This window comes from Ralstonia edaphi (assembly GCF_958350185.1).
Lineage (GTDB): Bacteria > Pseudomonadota > Gammaproteobacteria > Burkholderiales > Burkholderiaceae > Ralstonia > Ralstonia edaphi.
In genome coordinates, this window is record NZ_CATWHI010000004.1 from 526,261 (window position 1) to 545,789 (window position 19,529).

General features: G+C 63.5%; 14 protein-coding genes. 9 read left to right on the top strand and 5 right to left on the bottom strand.

The genetic code is table 11. The annotated features are described in order from the left end of the window. Nucleotides 1-6: 6 nt before the first annotated feature. A complete protein-coding gene (locus tag R2669_RS17275; protein ID WP_316901443.1) occupies nucleotides 7-2,424 on the bottom strand; it encodes a hybrid sensor histidine kinase/response regulator in 2,418 nt (805 codons plus the stop codon). 88 nt (nucleotides 2,425-2,512) lie between these two features. Beyond that, on the bottom strand, nucleotides 2,513-3,295 hold the full coding sequence (locus tag R2669_RS17280; protein WP_147214929.1) for a DUF4397 domain-containing protein: 783 nt from the start codon (nucleotides 3,293-3,295) through the stop codon (nucleotides 2,513-2,515). A 297-nt stretch (nucleotides 3,296-3,592) separates the two neighbouring features. Between R2669_RS17280 and R2669_RS17285 the strand changes: the two genes are divergently transcribed. Further along, nucleotides 3,593-4,855, top strand: coding sequence for an integrase (locus tag R2669_RS17285; protein WP_316901445.1), 1,263 nt, complete (start codon nucleotides 3,593-3,595; stop codon nucleotides 4,853-4,855). A 289-nt stretch (nucleotides 4,856-5,144) separates the two neighbouring features. Here R2669_RS17285 and R2669_RS17290 read toward each other — a convergent pair whose 3' ends face one another. Further along, nucleotides 5,145-6,449 carry an NCS2 family permease gene (locus tag R2669_RS17290; RefSeq protein WP_316901446.1) on the bottom strand — a complete coding sequence of 435 codons (1,305 nt, stop codon included), beginning with the start codon at nucleotides 6,447-6,449 and terminating at the stop codon, nucleotides 5,145-5,147. Nucleotides 6,450-7,885: 1,436 nt separating this feature from the next. On the opposite strand from R2669_RS17290, the gene R2669_RS17295 reads away from it, so the two are divergent. Further along, entirely contained in the window at nucleotides 7,886-8,962 is a 1,077-nt protein-coding gene (locus tag R2669_RS17295) for a replication protein RepA (protein WP_147214927.1), read from the top strand. Between the two features lie 79 nt (nucleotides 8,963-9,041). Here R2669_RS17295 and R2669_RS17300 read toward each other — a convergent pair whose 3' ends face one another. Further along, nucleotides 9,042-9,245, bottom strand: coding sequence for a cold-shock protein (locus R2669_RS17300; RefSeq protein ID WP_004632415.1), 204 nt, complete (start codon nucleotides 9,243-9,245; stop codon nucleotides 9,042-9,044). A 424-nt stretch (nucleotides 9,246-9,669) separates the two neighbouring features. On the opposite strand from R2669_RS17300, the gene R2669_RS17305 reads away from it, so the two are divergent. From R2669_RS17305 to R2669_RS17335, 7 genes are all read left to right on the top strand, one after another. Beyond that, on the top strand, nucleotides 9,670-10,338 hold the full coding sequence (locus tag R2669_RS17305; RefSeq protein WP_316668838.1) for a ParA family protein: 669 nt from the start codon (nucleotides 9,670-9,672) through the stop codon (nucleotides 10,336-10,338). Next, nucleotides 10,335-11,345: a ParB/RepB/Spo0J family partition protein gene (locus tag R2669_RS17310; protein ID WP_316901447.1), complete on the top strand. Its 1,011-nt coding sequence runs from the start codon at nucleotides 10,335-10,337 to the stop codon at nucleotides 11,343-11,345. Before R2669_RS17305 ends, R2669_RS17310 begins: the two co-directional genes overlap by 4 nt. A 317-nt stretch (nucleotides 11,346-11,662) precedes the next feature. Further along, a complete protein-coding gene (locus R2669_RS17315; protein ID WP_147214921.1) occupies nucleotides 11,663-12,481 on the top strand; it encodes a DNA-binding protein in 819 nt (272 codons plus the stop codon). A gap of 276 nt (nucleotides 12,482-12,757) precedes the next feature. After that, nucleotides 12,758-13,708, top strand: a complete 951-nt coding sequence (gene galU / locus R2669_RS17320) for a UTP--glucose-1-phosphate uridylyltransferase GalU (RefSeq protein ID WP_316875723.1) — start codon at nucleotides 12,758-12,760, stop codon at nucleotides 13,706-13,708. Nucleotides 13,709-13,999: 291 nt separating this feature from the next. Further along, nucleotides 14,000-15,340, top strand: coding sequence for an MFS transporter (locus tag R2669_RS17325; RefSeq protein ID WP_147214917.1), 1,341 nt, complete (start codon nucleotides 14,000-14,002; stop codon nucleotides 15,338-15,340). Nucleotides 15,341-15,343: 3 nt separating this feature from the next. Further along, complete coding sequence (locus R2669_RS17330; protein WP_316901448.1) at nucleotides 15,344-17,260, top strand: sensor histidine kinase; 1,917 nt, start codon at nucleotides 15,344-15,346, stop codon at nucleotides 17,258-17,260. Further along, nucleotides 17,257-18,615, top strand: coding sequence for a sigma-54-dependent transcriptional regulator (locus R2669_RS17335; RefSeq protein WP_316875719.1), 1,359 nt, complete (start codon nucleotides 17,257-17,259; stop codon nucleotides 18,613-18,615). Before R2669_RS17330 ends, R2669_RS17335 begins: the two co-directional genes overlap by 4 nt. On the opposite strand, the gene R2669_RS17340 is transcribed toward R2669_RS17335, so the two are convergent. Beyond that, nucleotides 18,612-19,412 carry a YhfC family intramembrane metalloprotease gene (locus tag R2669_RS17340; protein WP_147214914.1) on the bottom strand — a complete coding sequence of 267 codons (801 nt, stop codon included), beginning with the start codon at nucleotides 19,410-19,412 and terminating at the stop codon, nucleotides 18,612-18,614. The genes R2669_RS17335 and R2669_RS17340 overlap by 4 nt on opposite strands. Nucleotides 19,413-19,529 lie beyond the last annotated feature (117 nt).

The following is a 19,529-nucleotide window of genomic DNA, read 5'->3' on the forward strand; positions in this document are numbered from 1 at the left end:
CGCCGACTAGGTTGGTGCGGAGACCCGCATGGCAAGCGTGCGCAACGCGCGCACCAGATCGTACGGCGACACAGGCTTGATCAGATGTTCCTGAAAGCCCGTGGCCAGCGCCCGAGCGCGATCGTGCGGCTGCGCAAATGCGGTCAGCGCGATGGCGGCCATGGGCGTAGCCCCGGCGGGCAGGTGCTCGCGTTCCCACGTGCGGATTCTCTGCAGGATTGCGTAGCCGTCCTCATCGGGCAGCGCGATGTCGCACACCACGGCCTGCGGGTGGCCCGCTTCGCCCCGTGCACCCCAGACGTCGAGCAGCGCCATCGTCTCGTGGCCCGAGCCCACGCTGCCGACTTCCGCGCCGACCTGCGTCAGCAACGTCGCCAGCGCGTCGCGCGCGTCCTGCTGATCGTCGACCAGCAGTACGCGCAGTCCTGCCAGTGAAGGCAGCGGCCCGGTGCGTTCCGGATCTTCCGCCAGCGGCGTGATCAGATCAGCCCCGGCATGCAACGGCAGGTACACGGTAAACGTGGCGCCATGCTGGTCGCCTTCGCTGCGCGCATACACGCGCCCGCCGTGCAACTCGGTCAGACGCTTGACCAGCGCCAGCCCAAGCCCCAGGCCACCCGTGCGCCGCGTGTGCGCGCCGTCAGCCTGGCGGAATGGATCAAACAGATACGGCAGGAATGCCGGTGCAATGCCGCGGCCGTTGTCGCGCACGACAATGCGCGCCACCTCGCCCAACAGATCGGCCGACAGCCAGACATCGCCGCCTTCCTGCGTGAACTTGATGGCGTTGGTCAGCAGGTTCCAGACGATCTGCTCGACGCGATCGGCATCGCCGTCGATCTCGTGATCGTTCAGGTCGATGGTGGTATGCAGGGCGACGCGGCGTTCCGTAGCCAGGGTGTGCACGCTGTTGAGCGCGCGTTCCAGCGCCGTGCGCAGCACGAACGGTTCGCGCGTCAGGCGCAGCTTGCCGCTCATCACGCGCGTGGCGTCCAGGAGGTCTTCGATCAGGCGTACCTGCTGCTCGACGCCGGTCTTGATGCCCGCCAGCGCGCGCTGCATGAGCGGCGCCCCGCCGGCCACCTGGCTCTCCAATACGTACGCCCAGTTCTGGATGCCATTGAGCGGCGACCGCAGTTCGTGCGACACCACCGCCAGGAACTGATCGCGGGCCAGCGCTGCAGCCTCCGCCTGTGCACGCGCGGCTTGTTCGCGCAGCAACAACGCATCGCGCTCGCGCTCGGCCTCCGTGCGCTCAGTCACGTCGTAAATGATCAGCAGCGCCGATTCGATGGCGCCATTCCGGTCCGCTTCCGGAATGACGCGCGCGTTGTAGTGGGCCCCGCGCGGGCGACCGTCCTGCACGTCGAGATGCAACGTCAGCGTCTGTTCTGCGCCAAGGTCGAACGCGCGGCGCGCAGCGTCCTCCAGCGGCTCCGTGACCTCGACGGAAAGGGGCGATGCCACCAGCGTCTTGCCAATCATCACGGCGGGGGCCACCCCAAACGCGTCGTTCACCGCGCGGTTCACATACACGCAGCGCAGTTCGCGATCGAGCCGTGCGATCACGTCGGGCGCGTTTTCCACCAGCGTGACGAATTCGCGCTGATGTCGAAAACGCTCGTGCTCGGCCGCCTTGCGCTCGGTGATGTCTTCGACCACGCACACGAGCGCCTGCACTTGGCCGTCCGACCCGTGCTGCGGCGAATACGCAGCGTGCACGAACCGGCGGCCAACGCCGGCCGGGTACTGCAGTTCCATTTCAAACTCGACGCGTTGCCCCGCGAATGCATCGTTCAGATGCGACAGGACCCGCGCATAGGCGGCCTCGCCCATCAGTTCACGCAGATGGCGCCCGAGCACGTCCTCGTGCCGAAAGCCCAAGCGCTGCGCGTACGCGCGGTTGGCGAAGCGCACGCGGTGCTGCGGGTCGATCTGTACCAGCGGAAACGGCACGCTTTCGGTCAGCCATTGCAACTGGAATTCCGACTCGGTGAGCGCGGCAAGGGTCTGATGGCCGTGCGTCACGTCTTCGACCACGCCCACGGCGTGCGCCGATGCACCGTCGACGCTTGGCATGAGGTAGCCCCGTTCGCGAACGCGATATTCGCGGGCTTCGCCGTGGTCATCTCCGAGCCATCGGTATTCGAGCACGAACTCCTGCCCCCGTGCCAAGCCGTCCCAGGCAGCACGCAATGCCATGTGATCATCTGGATGCACATGGGCGAGCCAGCGGTCGCGAGCGCCGCACAGGGAATCGGGCTGCACGCCCCACGTCTGCGCTCCGGCGCTTACGTGCAGACGCGTGCCCGTCAAAGGATCGTCTACCCAGAACACGTCAGCCTGCTTCCTGACGGCCGGTGCAGCACGCGCCGCGCACGGTGCGCGCACGGCTGCCGACCAGCCCGTTACGGATTCACTCATTGCGCCCTTCGTTAGCAGTTTTCATTCCCGGCACGCCCTCAAAAAAAATGCGGTGCCGCAGCACCGCATCATAGGGCGTGAAGCCGGCTTACTGCGAGGGCAGCTCAGAAGCCGTCTGCGAAGCGCCGTTGGCCTGTGCCACCAGCACGCGAATCGCGTTCGGTGTGACGGCGCCCACGCCGCCCGCGGGCAGCGTGGTAATCAGCCAGTCGGCGTTGTTGGCCAGGCTGAACGGCTGCGACGTGAAGATGACGTTCTTCGTACCCGCCGTCGCCACCCGCACCTGGTACGTGCCGCCGTCGACGTAGATCGAATCCTGGGTGCTGGCCGGCGCCGCGCCGCCGTACGATGCACCGCTCATGGTCGGCGCGATGGCAGCCAGGTCCACATTGGGCGCGGTCACATACACGTCCACATTCGGAGCGTTGTACGAAGCGTTGAAGGTCCGCACGCGCGCCTTGTCTGACAGGATCGACTTGTTATACGGGTCATCGATCAGCGCCAGGCTCGTCGCCGAACCGTTGGCGCCCACGATGGCCAGCGCGGTATAGCGGTGGCCGTTTGCCGGCGTGAACCCCGTCGAGGCGAGCGGCGTGCTGCTGCCCGTGTTGGACACGGTGGCCGTGCTGGCCGTGGCGTCAATGCCGAAGTAGTTGCTGACGTTCTTGAAACCAACATTGCTGATCTTCGTGGTGCCGTTCACACCAAAGTCAACGTTGCCGATGAATGGGTTGGCGTGCACCGTGCGGTACTGCGGCGAACTGGTGCCGATGATCTGCCCGATGTCGTCGTCACCGCCGCCGCATCCAGCGATCACGCCCAACGAACCCAGCGCCAGCACGGCGACGATCTTCCTGATCTGTATCTTCATCTTCCACCTCGGAGGGAGAGTCCTGTCATGAACCGGGCCGCATGCATCGCGGGCCCATGTACGTTGTTGTCGACTTGTGGAGCCGAAGATAAACGCGCACATTCGGCGCGCCTATCGAACCGGTTCCGATCGTTTTGTCGGAAGCGTCCGACATACGAAGCGACGTTCCCGCATTGAGCATGGCGCGTGCCCATCGCACTTGAATGCGGCCTCCAATCGCTGCAGGCTGCGGGGCGTGAATGCAGATCGCTATACTTGCGCGATCCGTTTTGTCTTCGTGTTCCACACACGCTCCGCATGCTTGAACCGCGCCCGGCCGACGCCGTGCCCCTTCCCGATAACGCCGCTTCCGAGGCCGATTTGCAGGCCTTCGCACACGAGCGCGAACGCGTGCAGGCGTGGCTCGCCGCGCGCGCTTCCGGCGCTCGTGCGGTGAGCGCTTCCACGCTGTCGCAGTACCGCGTGGAAGCCGAGCGCGTGTGCTGGTACGCGCGCACCTTCGGTAAGCCGATCGCAAGCTGGCAGCGCGACGACGCGTCGACCTATCTGCGCTTTTTGCAAGAACCGCCTGCATGGGCGATCAGTGCGCGCGGCATCGAACGCAACGATGCGAACTGGACGCCGCTGCGCGGCCCGCTTTCGGCACGCTCCACACGCCAGAGCAGCATCATCGCGGCGAACCTCTGCGGCTGGCTGCTGCGCATGGGCTATCTGCGCGCGAACCCGTTTCTCGATGACGATGCGATTGTCATTACCGTGCCGGCGCCGGGCACGCCCGCGCCCCGGTCCGTCGCAGCGGCCGAACCGGACACCGCACTGGGCGCGTCCGACATGGCATTGATCATCGATGCCGTGCGGGCGCGCGTCGCGCTCGGCCGGGAGGCTCGCCTGCGTCAGGCGCGTGACCACTTTCTCGCCGTGCTGCTCGCCCAGGCGGGCATGCGCGTATCGGAGCTGATGTGCGCGCGAATGGGCGACGTGGCGCTGCACGCCGTTCCGGCCTCGCACGCAACAGCCGACGCACAGCTGCCGGCATCGGTCTGGCTGCTGGAGGTCGGCACAGGCCGTTCGCAGCGCTGGCTGCCCTGCGATGCGCTGATGTCTGCGCTGCGCGAGTACCGCACGGCCTTCGGCCTCTCGCCGCTGCCCCTGCCGAATGAAGCCACGCCGCTGCTGCTGTCGGTGCGCAAGCGCTCGCCGCGACGCGCAGACGGCACCATCATCGACTCACCCGCCCTGCGCCGCGATTTCGGCGAGCGCAAGGGCATCGCCTCGCGCTCGCAACTGCTGCTCATCGTCAAGGCCATGCTCGGCGAAGCCGCTGAATACGCTCGCGCCATCGGCCACGCCGACGCTGCCGTACGCCTCGCGAATGCCTCATTGCGCGGCCTACGCGGCGCCCATCTGCGCGAGCGGCTTGCCACCGGTGAGCCGGCAGCCGACGTTGCCCACGCGCTTGGCCTGGCTGCCCTGCCGAGCGCCGCCGTGCGGGCGCGCGAAGCCGATCTGGCCGCCAGCATTGCCGACGCCGCACGCAGACTGGCCCTGCCCTCCGCCTGACATTCCTCCACACATCGCGCAGAAACGGGTACGCCCCGCCTGCGTGGATGCCATATCAACGCATTGTCGAAACCAATTGTCGGCGCGATTTGCGCGACAGTTGTCGCTTACCTCGTCCGCAGAATTGGGTACGCTTTGCCGTTGAATCGTCGACGGCAGTACGCAGAAACGGGTACGCTCGTCTGCGCAATCGCACGCAGAAATGGGTACGCTTCGGCGCAAATGCTCCAAAGAAAAACGCGGACCCGAAAGTCCGCGTTCGTTGTGATCCGCTTGAAGACCCTGGCGCTCAATGCCCGCCGGACAGATAGAAGAAGCGGAACAGGAACACCGCCGAGATGATCCACACGATGATCGGCACCTCGCGCATGCGGCCCGTGAACAGCTTCAGCCCAGCGTAGGTGATGAAGCCGAACGCGACGCCGTTGGCGATCGAATACGTGAACGGCATCATCAGCGCCGTCAGCACCGCCGGCACGGCCTCGGTGGTGTCTTCCCAGTTCAGGTCGACCAGCTCGCGCAACATCAGGCATGACACATACAGCAGCGCGGGCGCCGTCGCGTACGCCGGCACCACGCCCGCCAGCGGCGAGAAGAACAGGCACAGCAGGAAGAGCGCGGCCACCGTCAGCGCAGTCAGCCCCGTTCGGCCGCCCGCCTGCACGCCCGAAGCGCTCTCGATATAGGCGGTGGTCGACGACGTCCCCAGCAGCGAGCCCGCCATGATGGCCGTGCTGTCGGCCAGCAGTGCCTTGTTCAAACGATCCATCTTGCCTTGCTTGAGCAGGCCCGCGCGGTTCGCCACGCCCATCAGCGTGCCGGTCGCGTCAAACAGCTCCACCAGGAAAAACACCAGCACGACGTTCAGGATGCCGACCGACAGCGCGCCCATGATGTCGAGCTGCATCAGCGTGGGCGCAAGCGACGGCGGCATCGACACCACGCCGTGGAAGGTGTTGCCCGCAAAGAAGAAGCTCGCTGCCGTCACGGCCAGAATGCCGATCAGGATGGCGCCCTTCACGCGCAGGTGGTCCAGCGCGACGATCACGAAGAAGCCGATCACCGCCAGGATGACCGAGGGCTGGTGCACATCGCCCAGCGTCACGAGCGTCGCCGGATTCCCGACGATCAGCCCCGCGCCCCGCAGCGACACGATGCCCAGGAACAGCCCGATGCCGGCCGTGATCGCCACGCGAATCGAATGCGGAATCCCGTTGACGATCATCTCGCGGATGCGAAACACGCTCACCAGCAGGAACAGGCAGCCGGAAATGAACACCGCGCCCAGCGCCGCCTGCCACGTAAAGCCCATGCCTTTGACCACCGCGTACGCAAAGTAGGCGTTCAGGCCCATGCCCGGCGCCATCGCGATGGGGTAGTTCGCGTACATCCCCATGATGATGGTGCCGATCGCCGCGGCAATGCAGGTGGCGACAAACACTGCGTCGTGCGGCATGCCGGCATCGGCCAGGATGTTCGGGTTGACGAAGATGATGTACGCCATCGTCAGGAACGTCGTCAGTCCGGCGAGCACTTCCGTGCGAACGTCGGTCTGATGTTCCTCGAGCTTGAAGGTGCGCGCGAGCCAAGTCATTCAGGTTGTCTCCTCTTGTTGTGAAGTGTCATCGTCGGCCGGCGCTGTCCTGCGCGTGGCTCCCCCAATGCACGCCCACCATGGGGCGAGGCTACTCTTAGCAAGATTCCGGCGCCACGAGGCGGCGCGGTCCAAATACTGTTCATGCGAATCGGATGATGGAGAACGCGCCGGCCATAGGGTCGGGCCAGCGCGCGGGATGCGCATGATGCCCGAAACGCATGACGTGTGCACCCACGGGACAAGACTCGCCACGTCGGCGGCGAAGGCTGCCCGGATCTTCCATAAACCGTACCCGTTTCTGCGAAAACCAGATGCCACGCGGCGTACGTAGCGATTGACGTACCCATTTCTGCGCGTGGCTCCGCAGAAACGGGTACGTACATCTCCAAAGGACGGCATGCGCAACCACAACGCAGATGCGTACCCGTTTCTGCGGGCCATGAAGGGCGAAACCGTACCCGTTTCTGCGCATGCTCGCGCGTCACCTCTGTCTCAAAGCGAACCTGTTTCTGCGAGTGGGGCCCGAATCGGGCGTACCTGTTTCTGCGCGGGCTTTCGCAGAAACAGGTACGCCTGGTTTGCAAGGCGTCACGCCAAGCCTTTGGCCAATAAGGCTTTTTACCCGCAGAAACAGGTACGGTGGCCAGCGGCCGGAGCCGGGAGGTATCAGCAAACCGCGCCCTTCCCCGAAGGTTTCAGCGATGAAAGTTCGGAATTCGAGCATCAGGACAAAACGTTCGATGGTGCGCGATCACGTCTGCCCGAGAACCGCCGCGCAGAAACGGGTACGCACGTAACGCAGCCACACTGTGTAGAGCGTGTGCTCGCTTTCATAGGAAGCGTTTAACAGACCGGACTCGAAAAATCACAGCGATCCGTACACGCGCAGATTTGGGTACGGTGATCGCGCCGACCCAACCCATATCCCCGCAGAAACGGGTACGCATCTCCAGCTGTCAGGTCGAGGGCTTGCCAAAAGAACGCCGAATCGGCCGCAGAAACGGGTACGCACAGACAAAAACAGCCCGGATCACGCTGCCCAGCCTCTGTTTTCTGTGGATAACACTGTGGACAACATGATGTTATCCCCGCAGATTCCGGTACGCCCAATGCGCAGAAGCGGGTACGGTTTCGCGCAGAAGCGGGTACGCCATCGCGCAGAATCTGGTTCGGGCAGTCGCAGAATCTGGTTCGGTTTACCCCCCTGAACCTAATACCGGCAAGGCTTTGCGGGCCGCGTATACGGTTTACCTGTAGTAAACGTAGAAGGTATATATGGCTTGTAGTGAGGAAAGGTCTTCCGTGGACAACCTTGACGGTTGCCCACCGATGCCCTTCCCGCGACAACGAGCAAAAATAAGAAAACGTACCCAATTCTGCGTGACAAGGCGAAGGCGTTTTAGTACAAAGGCTCTGAACAATTCTTGCCCACCATGGTCACCAAACGCCTCACACCCAATGGGAAACCGGACGACAATGCGTCCGGCCGCATCATCGTCCCCTCGGGAGGGCAAGTCATTGCCGCGCCGGAGAAGTTTCAGCGCCTGTTCGATGAAGCGCAGGCGATGGAACGCGAAGACGCCTGGCAAAGCGGCGAGGTCGGCTTCCTCAGCCGCGCCAGCGTCCAGGTCACGCTCCCCTATCGTGCTCCCAAGGGCGCGCCGCCGGTCTGGACACGCTCCAGCGGCAACATTTCGTTGATGATCCAGCCGGGCTACTTCACGCAGCAGCGTTCGGAGCGGGCCAGCAATGGGCGCCAGCGCATCGTTTCGGAGACGGTCTCTTTCGGCTATCCGTATGGTTCGTATCCGCGCCTGATGCTCGCCTGGATCGGCAAGGAGATCATGGCGAAGAAGAAGCGCGGCGAATTCCAGGGCACAGTGGAAGACCGGCGCATTTCGCTGGGCAACTCGTTGTCCGAGTTCATGTACAACCTGGGCATCCCGATGGCCACGGGCGGCAAGCGGGGCACCATGACGCTGGTGCGCCAGCAGATGATTCGCCTGTTCTCGGCCACGATCGCCATCGTGCAGAACAAGTCGGCGCCGAGCAGCCAGAATCAGAACCAGGAGCCGCTCTCGATCGATCGCATTGGTTACTTGCTGGCGGACCAGCTGTCGACCTGGTGGGATCCGATGCAGCCGGGCCAGGGCTCGATGTTCGAGAGCTTCGTGGTGCTGTCCGAACCGTTCTTCAACGAACTTGTAAATCGGCCGGTGCCGGTGGATATGCGCGCATTGAAAGCACTCAAACAATCGCCGTTCGCGCTGGATGTGTATTCCTGGCTTACATACCGCTTCTTCACGATCCAAAAGCGTACAGAGATCCCCTGGGAAGCGCTGCAGATGCAGTTCGGAACTGAAACCGAAAGCGAGCGGAAATTCCGCGCGTTGTTCCGCAAGGCGCTGAAGGACGTACTGGTCGTCTATCCGGACGCGAAGGTGGACGCAGACTCTTCCAAGGCGCTGATTCTGCAGCCCTCGCGTACCAGTGTACGGAAGCTGGCCTGAAATCAAGCGAAAGCGTCGGGCAAAAAAGAAAGGGGAGCAGATGCTCCCCTTTTCTCATCTCAGGCGATCAGCCCGAAACTTATTCCGGCTTGATCGCCGAGGCTTGCAGACCCTTCGGGCCTTGCTTCACCTCGAAGGTGACCTTCTGGCCGTCCTTCAGGGTCTTGAAGCCCGAACCCTGAATTTCGGAGAAGTGCGCGAACAGATCTGCGCCGCCGCCGTCCGGAGTGATGAAGCCGAAGCCTTTGGTTTCGTTAAACCATTTGACAGTACCCGTGGCCATGCAAAAATTCCTTTAAAAAACAAAAAACACGTCGTCCAGCCGATCCGGACATCGCACGAAGAACCGGCTGATTCCGAATCTTGCGTAGACAAAGTCTTCAGACGACTGTCTAAGCATCATAACCAGTTTGGAGCAGAGTGTCGATGGGCGGCATTTTTCCCAAATGTCGCTTTTATGCACCTCACTGGTAAACACCTAGGAAGCTCGTAAATACAAGGCTGAACGCCTATCGTTATGCGCTAAAGACCGCATTTAGATCTCAATTTAGGTGAATTGAAAACCCAGTCTTTTCCGGCCTTTGGCGTGCCCGCGATGAGGCCCATCGGTGAAATTTATATGAATTGAATTTTATCGATCTTGTGTTTTTTGTCGGTCTTCCCTAAGATGAGCGCTGCTGACTTTCAGCGCTGAAAGTGGAGGGCCAGTGAGCGCCAAGATCGTAACGGTATTCAATCAGAAAGGCGGCTGCGGCAAGACGACGGTCAGCATGCACATCGCCGGAACCCTTGGTTTGCGGGGAAGCAAAACGCTGCTCGTCGATATGGACGAGCAGGGCACGGCCACGCGATGGGCCGCTCAAGCACCGGAAGACAAGCCCTTTCCTGCCTCTGTGATCGGTTTGGCACCGTCTGGCGGTGCCATGCACCGCGAGGTCCGCAAGTTTGTGGCGGACTACGACTACATCGTGGTCGATTGCCCTCCGGCGGTTCACTCGCCGTCGTCATCGAGCGCGCTACTGATCTCCGACATTGCCTTGATCCCTGTCGTGCCGTCCCCGCCCGATCTGTGGGCTGCGGTCGCTGCCAAGGCTCTCGCTCAGCAGGCTCAGGTGACGAACGAAACGCTCCGTATTCGTGTGCTCGCGAATATGGTTCAGCGACGCGTCTCGCTCGCTAAACAAGCAATTGAGATTCTTGGTGATGATGGAGATATTCCTTTGATGGATTCCATGATCGGCTCGCGCTCTGCGTTTCGTGAGTGCCAGGCGATTGGAGCGACGGTGCACGGCGTGTCGGGCGCCCGGGAAGCCATCAGTGAAGTCGACATCTTGATCGACGAGGTGTTGCAGTTGTTGCAGGAGGAACGTGTATGAGCGCGAAGTTGAAATCGCTCAAAGACGGCATGCTGGCCGGCATTGCCGCAGAGAAGACCAAGGCAATACCGGTCGATCGTTTTGCTTTGGCAGAGAAAGCGATTACGTCGCACCCCCGCGGGCTGCTCGGCCAACCGGCTTCCGCCTCCGCTTTCAGCGCTGAAAGTCCCACGCCTGCGAATAGTTCCGAACGGCGCGTTATCAAGGTCCCGCTGGACCGACTGCAGGAAAATCCGCTCAATGCCCGCCGCATTTACGATCCGCAGATCGTCCAGGAGCGGGCCGCATCCATCGCTACGCATGGTCAGCAGACGCCTGGGTTGGCGGCACCAGACCCGGCACGGCCCGGCTGGTATGTCCTGATCGATGGCCACTACCGCAAGCGTGCCTTGGCTGCCGCTGGGAAGGCCGAGATGGACTGCTTCATCGAAGACGGGCTCTCAGATATCGATTTCTACCGTCTGTCGTTCGTCTTGAACGAGCAGCGTTCCGGCCAATCGGTGCTGGACAATGCCATCGCCTGGCGGCAGCTACTTGACGAAGGAAAAGTAAAAAAAGAAGAAGATATTTGTGAAATTACCGGCGTCTCTGCGGGAACGGTCAACAAGACCCTGGCGCTGTTGAAGTTGCCGGAGTCTGTCCTCGAAGTGATGAAGGAGCGGCCGGCGGGCATCGGTATCGCGACCGGATATGAGTTGACGTTGTACTTCAAGAGCGCCGGCGAAGACCGCACACGGGAGCTGGTGCATCGTGTGCTGGAAGAAGGGCTCTCCAGCCGCGACGTCGAACAGATCCGCAAGGTGGCTCAGGAGGGGCGTACCCGCAAGGTCAAGGAAGTCAGCCGGCAGTACAAAATTCGAAGCGCTGAAGGTGATCTTCTCGGCACAATCAAGGAGTGGGATTCCGGCCGCGTGATGCTCGATGTGAAGCTGGCAGATCGTGGCGCGCGGGAATCGCTGGTCGAGGCACTGAAAAGCCGATTTGGCCTAGACGTTGCGCTGCTGTAGTCTGGCCCCCGTTCTACCTGCCAAGAGCGCCCGATAGGGCGCTTTTTTTTGCGTCGATTCCGCGTTGCTCAAACGTCCTCGCCTTGCTTTGCGTACCCGTTTCTGCGTATCCGATTTGCTTGGTTGTGCGTCCAACACGGCTGCCGTCGGCGGCAAACGTGCGCCGAAACAGGCAGATTCGGTGTTTGGGACGGGACTCAACGGCTCGGAATGCGACTGCAACAAAAATCGAATAAATAAAAAATAATGAACGCTACACTGGAGATATTGAGGTTTCTAACCCTTTCTGTACACTATAAGGACATTCCACAGCCCCTATGGCACGCCCCGGTCTCTATTTCTCGCCTGAACAGCAACAGCGGATCGTCGAAGCGATCCGGAGGCTGGATATCGCCTTCCCGCACGACAACGCAGTGTTCCTGGATGAGGTGATCGAAGCCGTTCACACCGTGACGCGCCGTGTTTATGGCGTTCGGCGCTACGTGCAGTGGTTGGCGGACGCTGGAGTGCGCCGACGTCCGAGCAATACGACGCTGCAAAAGGCAGTCGATCGAGCGCAGGGGCGTGGGACTGCGGCAAGCGGCGTTGTCGCGGATGCCGTTGAACCGTGGCCGATCCCGTCGGCGCACGCAGAAACGGGTACGCTTTCGCCGGGTGAGGAGCGCAACCGTATCGCCTCGCGTGCGATTGGCGCGCCGGGGGCGGGCGCCGAGTGGATGGAAGCGCGCATTCGGGCCGAAGTGGCGGAGCGCGCGCTGGAACATGAGGCCGCGCGCAACCGGCAATTGCAGGCCGCGATGGCGGACCTGGAGCGCCGTCTTGGCGAGGCGCTAGCGACTGCGCCTGCTGTGCCTCCAAAGTTGACCGACGCGACCCTCGAGCGCCTGGAACAGACCATGGAAACGGTGTCCCGGCTTGAGGGCGCGGCGAACGCGCTGGCCGGTACGGAGCGCTTTCTCCGCCTGCAGAACGACGCGGTGCGCCAGCAGACGCAAAACGAAGCCGATCAACTCCGGCAGCGCATCCGCACCCTCGAAGCTGAGGTCGCGCAACTGAACGCGCAGATTGACGCCTACCGGCGCGCGCCCGAGCGCACCACGCCGGTCTCCCGCGGCTGGGTCAAGCCATCCTCCTGAATTCCTGAATTCCTGAAGACGCCGTCAGCGGATGCCGACCGTTCCGGCGTGCACACAGGCGGCGCGACCAGTACGCAGAATTGGGTACGCTTTTCAACTTTCGGCGCTGAAAGTCGCGGCGACGGAGTTGCAACCGGTTGTAGGAAAAACGCCAAGACGGTCGCCGTGACAATACGGAGGGCACCCCAGATGGCGCTCCATCAAAGGGTCGACCCCCTTGGCTTTGTGCTGGCATATGACTTGCTCATGACGCTACGTCTCACCAATGGAGCTGTCATGAACGAGAAGATCACCAAGGCCGTGTTTCCCGTGGCGGGGCTCGGTACACGTTTCCTACCAGCCACCAAGGCCAGCCCGAAAGAGATGCTGCCGATCGTCGATAAGCCGCTGATCCAATATGCGGTGGAAGAGGCTGCCGCCGCGGGTATCACGGAGATGATCTTCATCACGGGCCGCGCCAAGCGGGCGATCGAAGATCATTTCGACAAGGCGTACGAACTTGAAACTGAGCTGGCCGCCAAGAACAAGCAGGCGTTGCTGGAGATGGTGCAGTCGATCAAGCCGTCCGGCGTCGAGTGCTTTTACGTGCGCCAGCCGGAGACGCTGGGCCTTGGTCACGCGGTGCTGTGCGCGCAGAAACTGGTACGCGACGAACCCTTCGCCGTGATCCTGGCCGATGACCTGCTGGATAACCAGCCGCCCGTCATGCAGCAGATGACGGAGCTTTATGATCACTACCGCTGCTCCATCGTGGGCGTCGAAACGATTGCGCCGGAAGCTTCGCGTTCGTACGGCGTGGTGGCCGGCCGCGAATGGGATGATCGCCTCGTCAAGCTCGACGGCATCGTCGAGAAGCCGGCGCCGAAGGACGCACCGTCCAACCTGGGCGTGGTCGGCCGCTACATCCTGACACCGCGCATCTTCGATCACCTGCGCAATCTGAAGCCGGGCGCCGGCGGCGAGCTGCAATTGACGGATGCCATCCAGAGCCTGCTGGCCGAAGAGCAGATCCTGGCTTATCGCTACCGTGGTCAGCGTTTCGATTGCGGCAGCAAGTTCGGTTACCTGCAGGCGACCGTCGAGTTTGCCCTGCGCCATCCGGAAGTGCGTGCTGACTTTGAGGCGTACCTGCATGACCGCCTGGGCCTGGCCCAAACACATCAGGATGCTTCTGCCGAGATGGATTCGTTGGTTCGCGACACCATTCCACTGAGCGTGGCCGCCTGAGCCTCGCCTCTCCCTTTCTCAGAATCGGTCGTGCGGGTTTCCGCACAGGTCGCCCCGGCCGATTCTGAGAAACCGCACACTTCCCCTGCCTCCCGCCGTTCCATCGATTTCCCGCAAAGCCTTGTGTCATGGGCATTTGCGGCGGATCGGCGCCTGTGCATTTCGCATGGAATGCTTCTTGAGTAAGAGCGACCACCCATAAACCGGCGGACCGCTCGGACGTCGCGCACGCAGCCAAGTGTGCCGACATGTCACCAGCAAAGGCCGCCGCCAACGCTCCAAGGAGACACCATGACGCAGCCTCAGGCTGGCGCGGTCACGGGCGACTTTTCGCCCGCGCAGGCCCCCACCAAAGACACTCCCGCAGATGTTCGCCGTCGTCTGCGATCCATCTTCTCCGGTTCGATCGGCAACCTGGTCGAGTGGTACGACTGGTACGTCTACTCGGCGTTTGCGCTGTACTTTGCCAAATCGTTCTTCCCCAAGGGTGACCAGACCGCGCAGCTGCTCAACACGGCGGCGGTGTTTGCGGTGGGCTTCCTGGCGCGTCCGGTGGGCGGCTGGCTGATGGGCATCTATGCCGATCGATACGGCCGCAAGCGCGCGCTGTTCTTCTCGGTGGTGCTCATGTGCGCGGGCTCGCTGATCATTGCGCTCACCCCGAGCTACGCGACGATCGGCGTGGCGGCCCCGGCGTTGCTTGTGCTGGCGCGGCTGCTGCAGGGGCTGTCGGTTGGCGGGGAATACGGCACCTCCGCCACGTATCTGAGCGAAGTCGCCAACAAGGAAAACCGCGGCTTCTATTCGAGCTTCCAGTACGTCACGCTCATCGCCGGCCAACTGACGGCGCTGGCGCTGCTGATCGTGCTGCAGCAGTTCGTGCTGTCGCCGGCGCAGCTTGAGGCGTGGGGCTGGCGCATTCCGTTCTTCATCGGCGCGCTGTGTGCGCTGGTGGCGATGGCGATGCGCTCGCACATGGAGGAAACGCAGTCCTTTACCGCAGCGAAAGCCAACAAGAAGCGCGGTACGCTGTCGGAGCTCGCCAAACATCCACGCGCCGTTGCGACGGTCGTGGGCCTGACGATGGGCGGTACGGTGGCGTTCTACACGTACTCGATCTACATGCAGAAGTTCCTGGCGAACACGGTGGGTCTGTCGAAGGACCAGGCGACGCTGGTGTCCGGCGCCACGCTGCTGCTCTTCGCCATGTTGCAGCCGATCGTGGGCGGGTTGTCTGACCGCATCGGCCGCCGTCCGATCCTGATTGCGTTTGGCGTGCTGGGTACGCTGTTCACCGTGCCGATCATGACCGGCATCAGCCAGACCACCAACGTGTGGACGGCGTTCTTCCTGATCATGGCCGCGCTGGTGATCGTCTCGGGCTACACGTCGATCAACGCGGTGGTGAAGGCCGAGCTGTTCCCCGCGGAGGTCCGTGCGCTGGGCGTGGGTCTGCCGTATGCGCTTACGGTGTCGATCTTTGGCGGCACGGCTGAGTACATCGCGCTGTGGCTCAAGCAGGCGGGTCATGAGTCGCTGTTCTACTGGTATGTGACAGGGGCCATCTTCCTGTCGCTGTTGGTGTACGTGTTCATGCGCGATACTCGCGAGCATTCCCGCATCGAACATTGACCCATGTCGCTAACCGACGGCCACGCCGACCTTGCCCCACCCGCACGCGGGCGAGGGTGGCGCGTGGCCGTCGCACTGGCCATGGCGGCGTGCTGCGCGGCGGCGGGGTGGGGCGCTTACGCCATCGCCCTGCAGCGCTACGTTGCCACCCGTGCCGAAGAGGCCGGCCAGCGCACGACCTTCTACGCGCAGAATCTGCGCAGCACGCTGGCGCGCTATGAATCGTTGCCGAGGCTGGCTGCGTTGGAGCACGTGCTGCACGTCGCGCTTCTGGAGAACCCCGAGGCCAGCGACGCCGTTCCGCGCCGTGCAGCCAACGCCTATCTGAAAGAAGTCCAGGCGGCCACCGATCTGGCCGCCGCTCACCTGATCAATAAGACGGGTCTCACGATTGCCGCCAGCAACTGGGACTTGCCGACCTCGTTCGTCGGCCAGAACTACGCATTCCGCCCGTACTTTGTCGAAGCCATGCGCGAAGGGCTCGGTCGCTTCTACGGCGTCGGCAACACCACGGGCGAGACCGGCTATTTCGTTGCCGCGCCCGTGCGCGAAGGCAACACGCCGATCGGCGTGGTGGTGGTCAAGGTCAACCTCGATGCGTTCGAGGCGACGTTGTCGCGCAGCGGCGATACGGTGCTGCTGGTGGATCGCCACGGGGTGATCTTCCTGTCGTCCGTACCCGAATGGAAATACCGCACGCTCGGCACCTTGAACGCGGACCAGCGCGCCGCACTCGATGCGACGCGCCAATACGCGCCGCACATCCTCACGCCGCTCGGCATGAACGACGGGCAAGGCGCGAGCGTACCCTTTTCTGCGGACGAACCGCCGCAGACTGTGCGCGTGGCGTTGCCCGGAAAATCGGTATCGACACTGCGTGTGCAGTACCGCCCGGTGGGCCTGCTCGGCTGGCAGGTCGCCGTGCTGATCGACCCGCGCGACGAGCAGCGCACTGCGCTCGTGGCCGGGGCGAGCGCCGCGTTTGCGATGGCGCTCATCTTCGCCGTGCTCGTCGCTTTGCGTTTGCGCCAGCGCCGGCGCGAAGAGCAGCACCGTGCGCGCGCCGCGCTGCGCGAAGTCCAGCGCGACCTGGAAGCGCGCATTGCCCAGCGCACTGCCGAGTTGACGTCGGCCAACACGGCGCTCGCCGGCAAGGTCGAGGCGCTCGACGCTGCGCAACGCATCCTGCGCGAAACGCGCGATGCCGCCGTGCAGGCCGGCAAGCTCGCCGTGCTTGGCCAGATGGCCGCCGGCATCACGCACGAACTCAACCAGCCGCTCACCGCGCTCACCACGCTGTCCGACAACGCCAACCAGCTTGCCGAGCGCGGCCGCATCGACGAGGTGCGCGGCAACCTCACGCACATCAGCCAGCTTGCCGAACGCATGGGCCGCATCGTTTCACACATCAAGGCGTTCTCGCGCAAGGGCGATGCGGCGCGCGCAGCGGTGTCGGTGGACGAAGCCATCCGCCAGGCGCTGATGCTGATCGAGACGCGTCGCCGCCAGGCCGGCGTAACGGTAATGACGGACTCGCTGCCGACGGATCTTGCGGTCTGGGCCAATGCCGTGCGGCTCGAGCAAGTGCTCGTCAACCTGATCCGCAACGCCATCGACGCCACCGCCGAGGCGCCCGCAGCCGAATCGGCGATCGTGCGCGTGAGTGTCGAGCCCATCGAGAAATGGGTACGCATCACCGTGCGCGACTTCGGCCCGGGCATTCCCGCCGATGTGCTGCCGCGTCTGTTTGAGCCGTTCTTCACCACCAAGGACGATGGTCAGGGCCTAGGGCTCGGGCTGGCGATTTCGCTGGCGATCATCGAAGACTTTGGCGGCCGGCTCGAAGGTCGCAATGCCCGCGACGGCACGCCGGGCGCAGAATTCATCATCGAGCTTGAACGCGTTGTGAAACCCACATGACTGAACACGGCACGCCGGACCCTTCTCCTATCGACCACGCGCCCGTCTTCCTGATCGAAGACGATGACGTCGTGCGGCTTGGCTGCGAGCAGGCCCTCTCGCTGGCCGATGTGCCGGTGCAGTCCTTTGCCGATGCCGAAAGCGCCCTGGCCGCACTCGCCACGCAAACGCCGGCCGTAGTCGTCACCGACGTGCGCCTGCCTGGCCGCGACGGCCTGGCCGTGCTGCGCGAGATGCTGCAGCACGACCGCCAGTTGCCGGTCATCCTCATCACCGGTCATGGCGATGTGACGATGGCGGTGGCTGCCATGCGCGCCGGCGCCTACGACTTCATGGAGAAGCCGTTCCACTCCGAGCGCCTCGTCGACGTGGTGCGGCGCGCGTTGGAAAAACGCCGGCTCACGTCCGAAAACCTGCGTCTGCGCGAAGCGCTGCAGGGCCGGCAGGCGTACCCGTTGATCGGCCAGAGCGCCGTCATGCAGAACGTGCGCCGGCTCGTCACCGCACTGGCACCGACCGATGCAGACATCCTCGTCACGGGCGAGACCGGCTCGGGCAAGGAGGTGCTCGCGCGCGCCATTCACGAAGGCAGCCGACGTCGCGGCCCGTTCGTGGCACTCAACTGCGCGGCCTTGCCCGAATCCGTGTTCGAGAGCGAGATGTTCGGCCACGAAGCCGGCGCTTTCACGGGGGCCAACCGCCGCCGCATCGGCAAGATGGAATACGCGGATGGCGGCACGCTGTTTCTGGATGAAATTGAATCGATGCCGCTGGCACTGCAGGCCAAGCTGCTGCGCGCGCTGCAGGAACGCAGCATCGAACGGCTGGGCAGCAACGCCAGCGTGCCGGTCAACTGCCGAGTGGTCGCCGCTGCGAAGGTCGATTTGAAGGAGGCATCCGATCACGGCCAGTTCCGTGCGGACCTGTATTACCGCTTGAATGTGGTGTCGATTGCGCTGCCGGCGCTGCGTCAGCGTGCCGAAGACATTCCGCTGCTGATGGCGCATTTTCTGCAGCAGGCTGCGGTGCGTTACGAGCGCCCCGCGCCTGATTGGTCTGCCCAGGACATGATGCGCTGGCAGCATCACGACTGGCCCGGCAACGTGCGTGAACTGAAGAACGTGGCCGAGCGTTTTTGCCTCGGGTTGGACGATGGCCTGGTGGTGTCCGAAGCGAGCCAGCATTCCCTGGCCGGACGCATGATGGCAGTCGAACGCGCCACCATCGAAGAAGCGCTGCGCGCGACAGAGGGCAACGTTGCCCGCGCGGCGGATTTGCTCGCCGTGCCGCGCAAGACGCTGTACGACAAGCTCAACCGGCACGGCATCGAGCCGGACCGGTTCCGCAGCAGTTAGCGCAGCGAAGATTCGCCGATCTTGCGGCCGCCCTGTGGCGGCCAGCACGTTGCTGCCAGCAGCACGGCCGCCACCGCGTAGATCGCTTCGGTCACGGCCAGGGGCAGCACATGCACCTGGTACAGCGCAGCCGGCAGGTCCGCCAGCGCATGCAGCAGGACCGCCAGCACGACAATCACAAAACGCCGCTGGCGCACCGCGTGCCACACCACCAGCGTGAGCGTGAACTGGATCAGCATCGCCGCAACGCGTTCGCTGATCGCACCGAGCGCGAGCCACGGCGAAAGCTGCGCGAGCATGGCGTGAATCGTCCCGGCCATGGCTTCGGCGCCGCTGGCGGCGAGACGCGACTCCAGCTCGCCCCGATTGGCGGCAATGCCGAACATCACCATCTGCGCCTGCGATGCCGCACCGACCAGCCAGGCCTCGATGCCAGCGTGCCCGAGCGCGTACGCGACCGGTGTGGCGGCGTCGCCGGGCGTGCGCACGAGAAAGCGCAGGCCGAGCCAGCGGCCGCTTTCTTCGAACAAGCCAGCCATCAGCGCGCCGTAGATGACGAACAGCGCAGGCATGCGCAGCCAATGCGCCGTCGTCGGATTGAGTTGCAGCAGATACAGGTGCAGCGTGCGCTCCAGGACCAGCGCAAACACGACAAACACCGCAGCGCCCACACCGATATCACGCCACGCCAGGTCAAAGCGCCGCCGCAGCCAAAACCACGCCACAACGGGCACGCTTGCAATGAGCAAGGCTGCGATGGCGTGGGCAACGAGGGCAGACGGAGCGACGGTGGGCATGGCGGATGTGGAAGTCGGTGCGATCGAGTTGGCGGCATGCTACCTGAGCGCTCAGGCGCAAGTCTTGCGGGCCGATTGTTACAATATGTGGCTGCGGCACCAGTGCCGCTTCTTGGC

Bases quoted from the DNA above. Each gene is read 5' to 3' on its own strand.
- R2669_RS17275 (WP_316901443.1), bottom strand. From the start codon at position 2,424: ATGAGTGAATCCGTAACGGGCTGGTCGGCAGCCGTGCGCGCACCGTGC.
- R2669_RS17280 (WP_147214929.1), bottom strand. From the start codon at position 3,295: ATGAAGATACAGATCAGGAAGATCGTCGCCGTGCTGGCGCTGGGTTCG.
- R2669_RS17285 (WP_316901445.1), top strand. From the start codon at position 3,593: ATGCTTGAACCGCGCCCGGCCGACGCCGTGCCCCTTCCCGATAACGCC.
- R2669_RS17290 (WP_316901446.1), bottom strand. From the start codon at position 6,449: ATGACTTGGCTCGCGCGCACCTTCAAGCTCGAGGAACATCAGACCGAC.
- R2669_RS17295 (WP_147214927.1), top strand. From the start codon at position 7,886: ATGGTCACCAAACGCCTCACACCCAATGGGAAACCGGACGACAATGCG.
- R2669_RS17300 (WP_004632415.1), bottom strand. From the start codon at position 9,245: ATGGCCACGGGTACTGTCAAATGGTTTAACGAAACCAAAGGCTTCGGC.
- R2669_RS17310 (WP_316901447.1), top strand. From the start codon at position 10,335: ATGAGCGCGAAGTTGAAATCGCTCAAAGACGGCATGCTGGCCGGCATT.
- R2669_RS17315 (WP_147214921.1), top strand. From the start codon at position 11,663: ATGGCACGCCCCGGTCTCTATTTCTCGCCTGAACAGCAACAGCGGATC.
- galU (WP_316875723.1), top strand. From the start codon at position 12,758: ATGAACGAGAAGATCACCAAGGCCGTGTTTCCCGTGGCGGGGCTCGGT.
- R2669_RS17325 (WP_147214917.1), top strand. From the start codon at position 14,000: ATGACGCAGCCTCAGGCTGGCGCGGTCACGGGCGACTTTTCGCCCGCG.
- R2669_RS17330 (WP_316901448.1), top strand. From the start codon at position 15,344: ATGTCGCTAACCGACGGCCACGCCGACCTTGCCCCACCCGCACGCGGG.
- R2669_RS17335 (WP_316875719.1), top strand. From the start codon at position 17,257: ATGACTGAACACGGCACGCCGGACCCTTCTCCTATCGACCACGCGCCC.
- R2669_RS17340 (WP_147214914.1), bottom strand. From the start codon at position 19,412: ATGCCCACCGTCGCTCCGTCTGCCCTCGTTGCCCACGCCATCGCAGCC.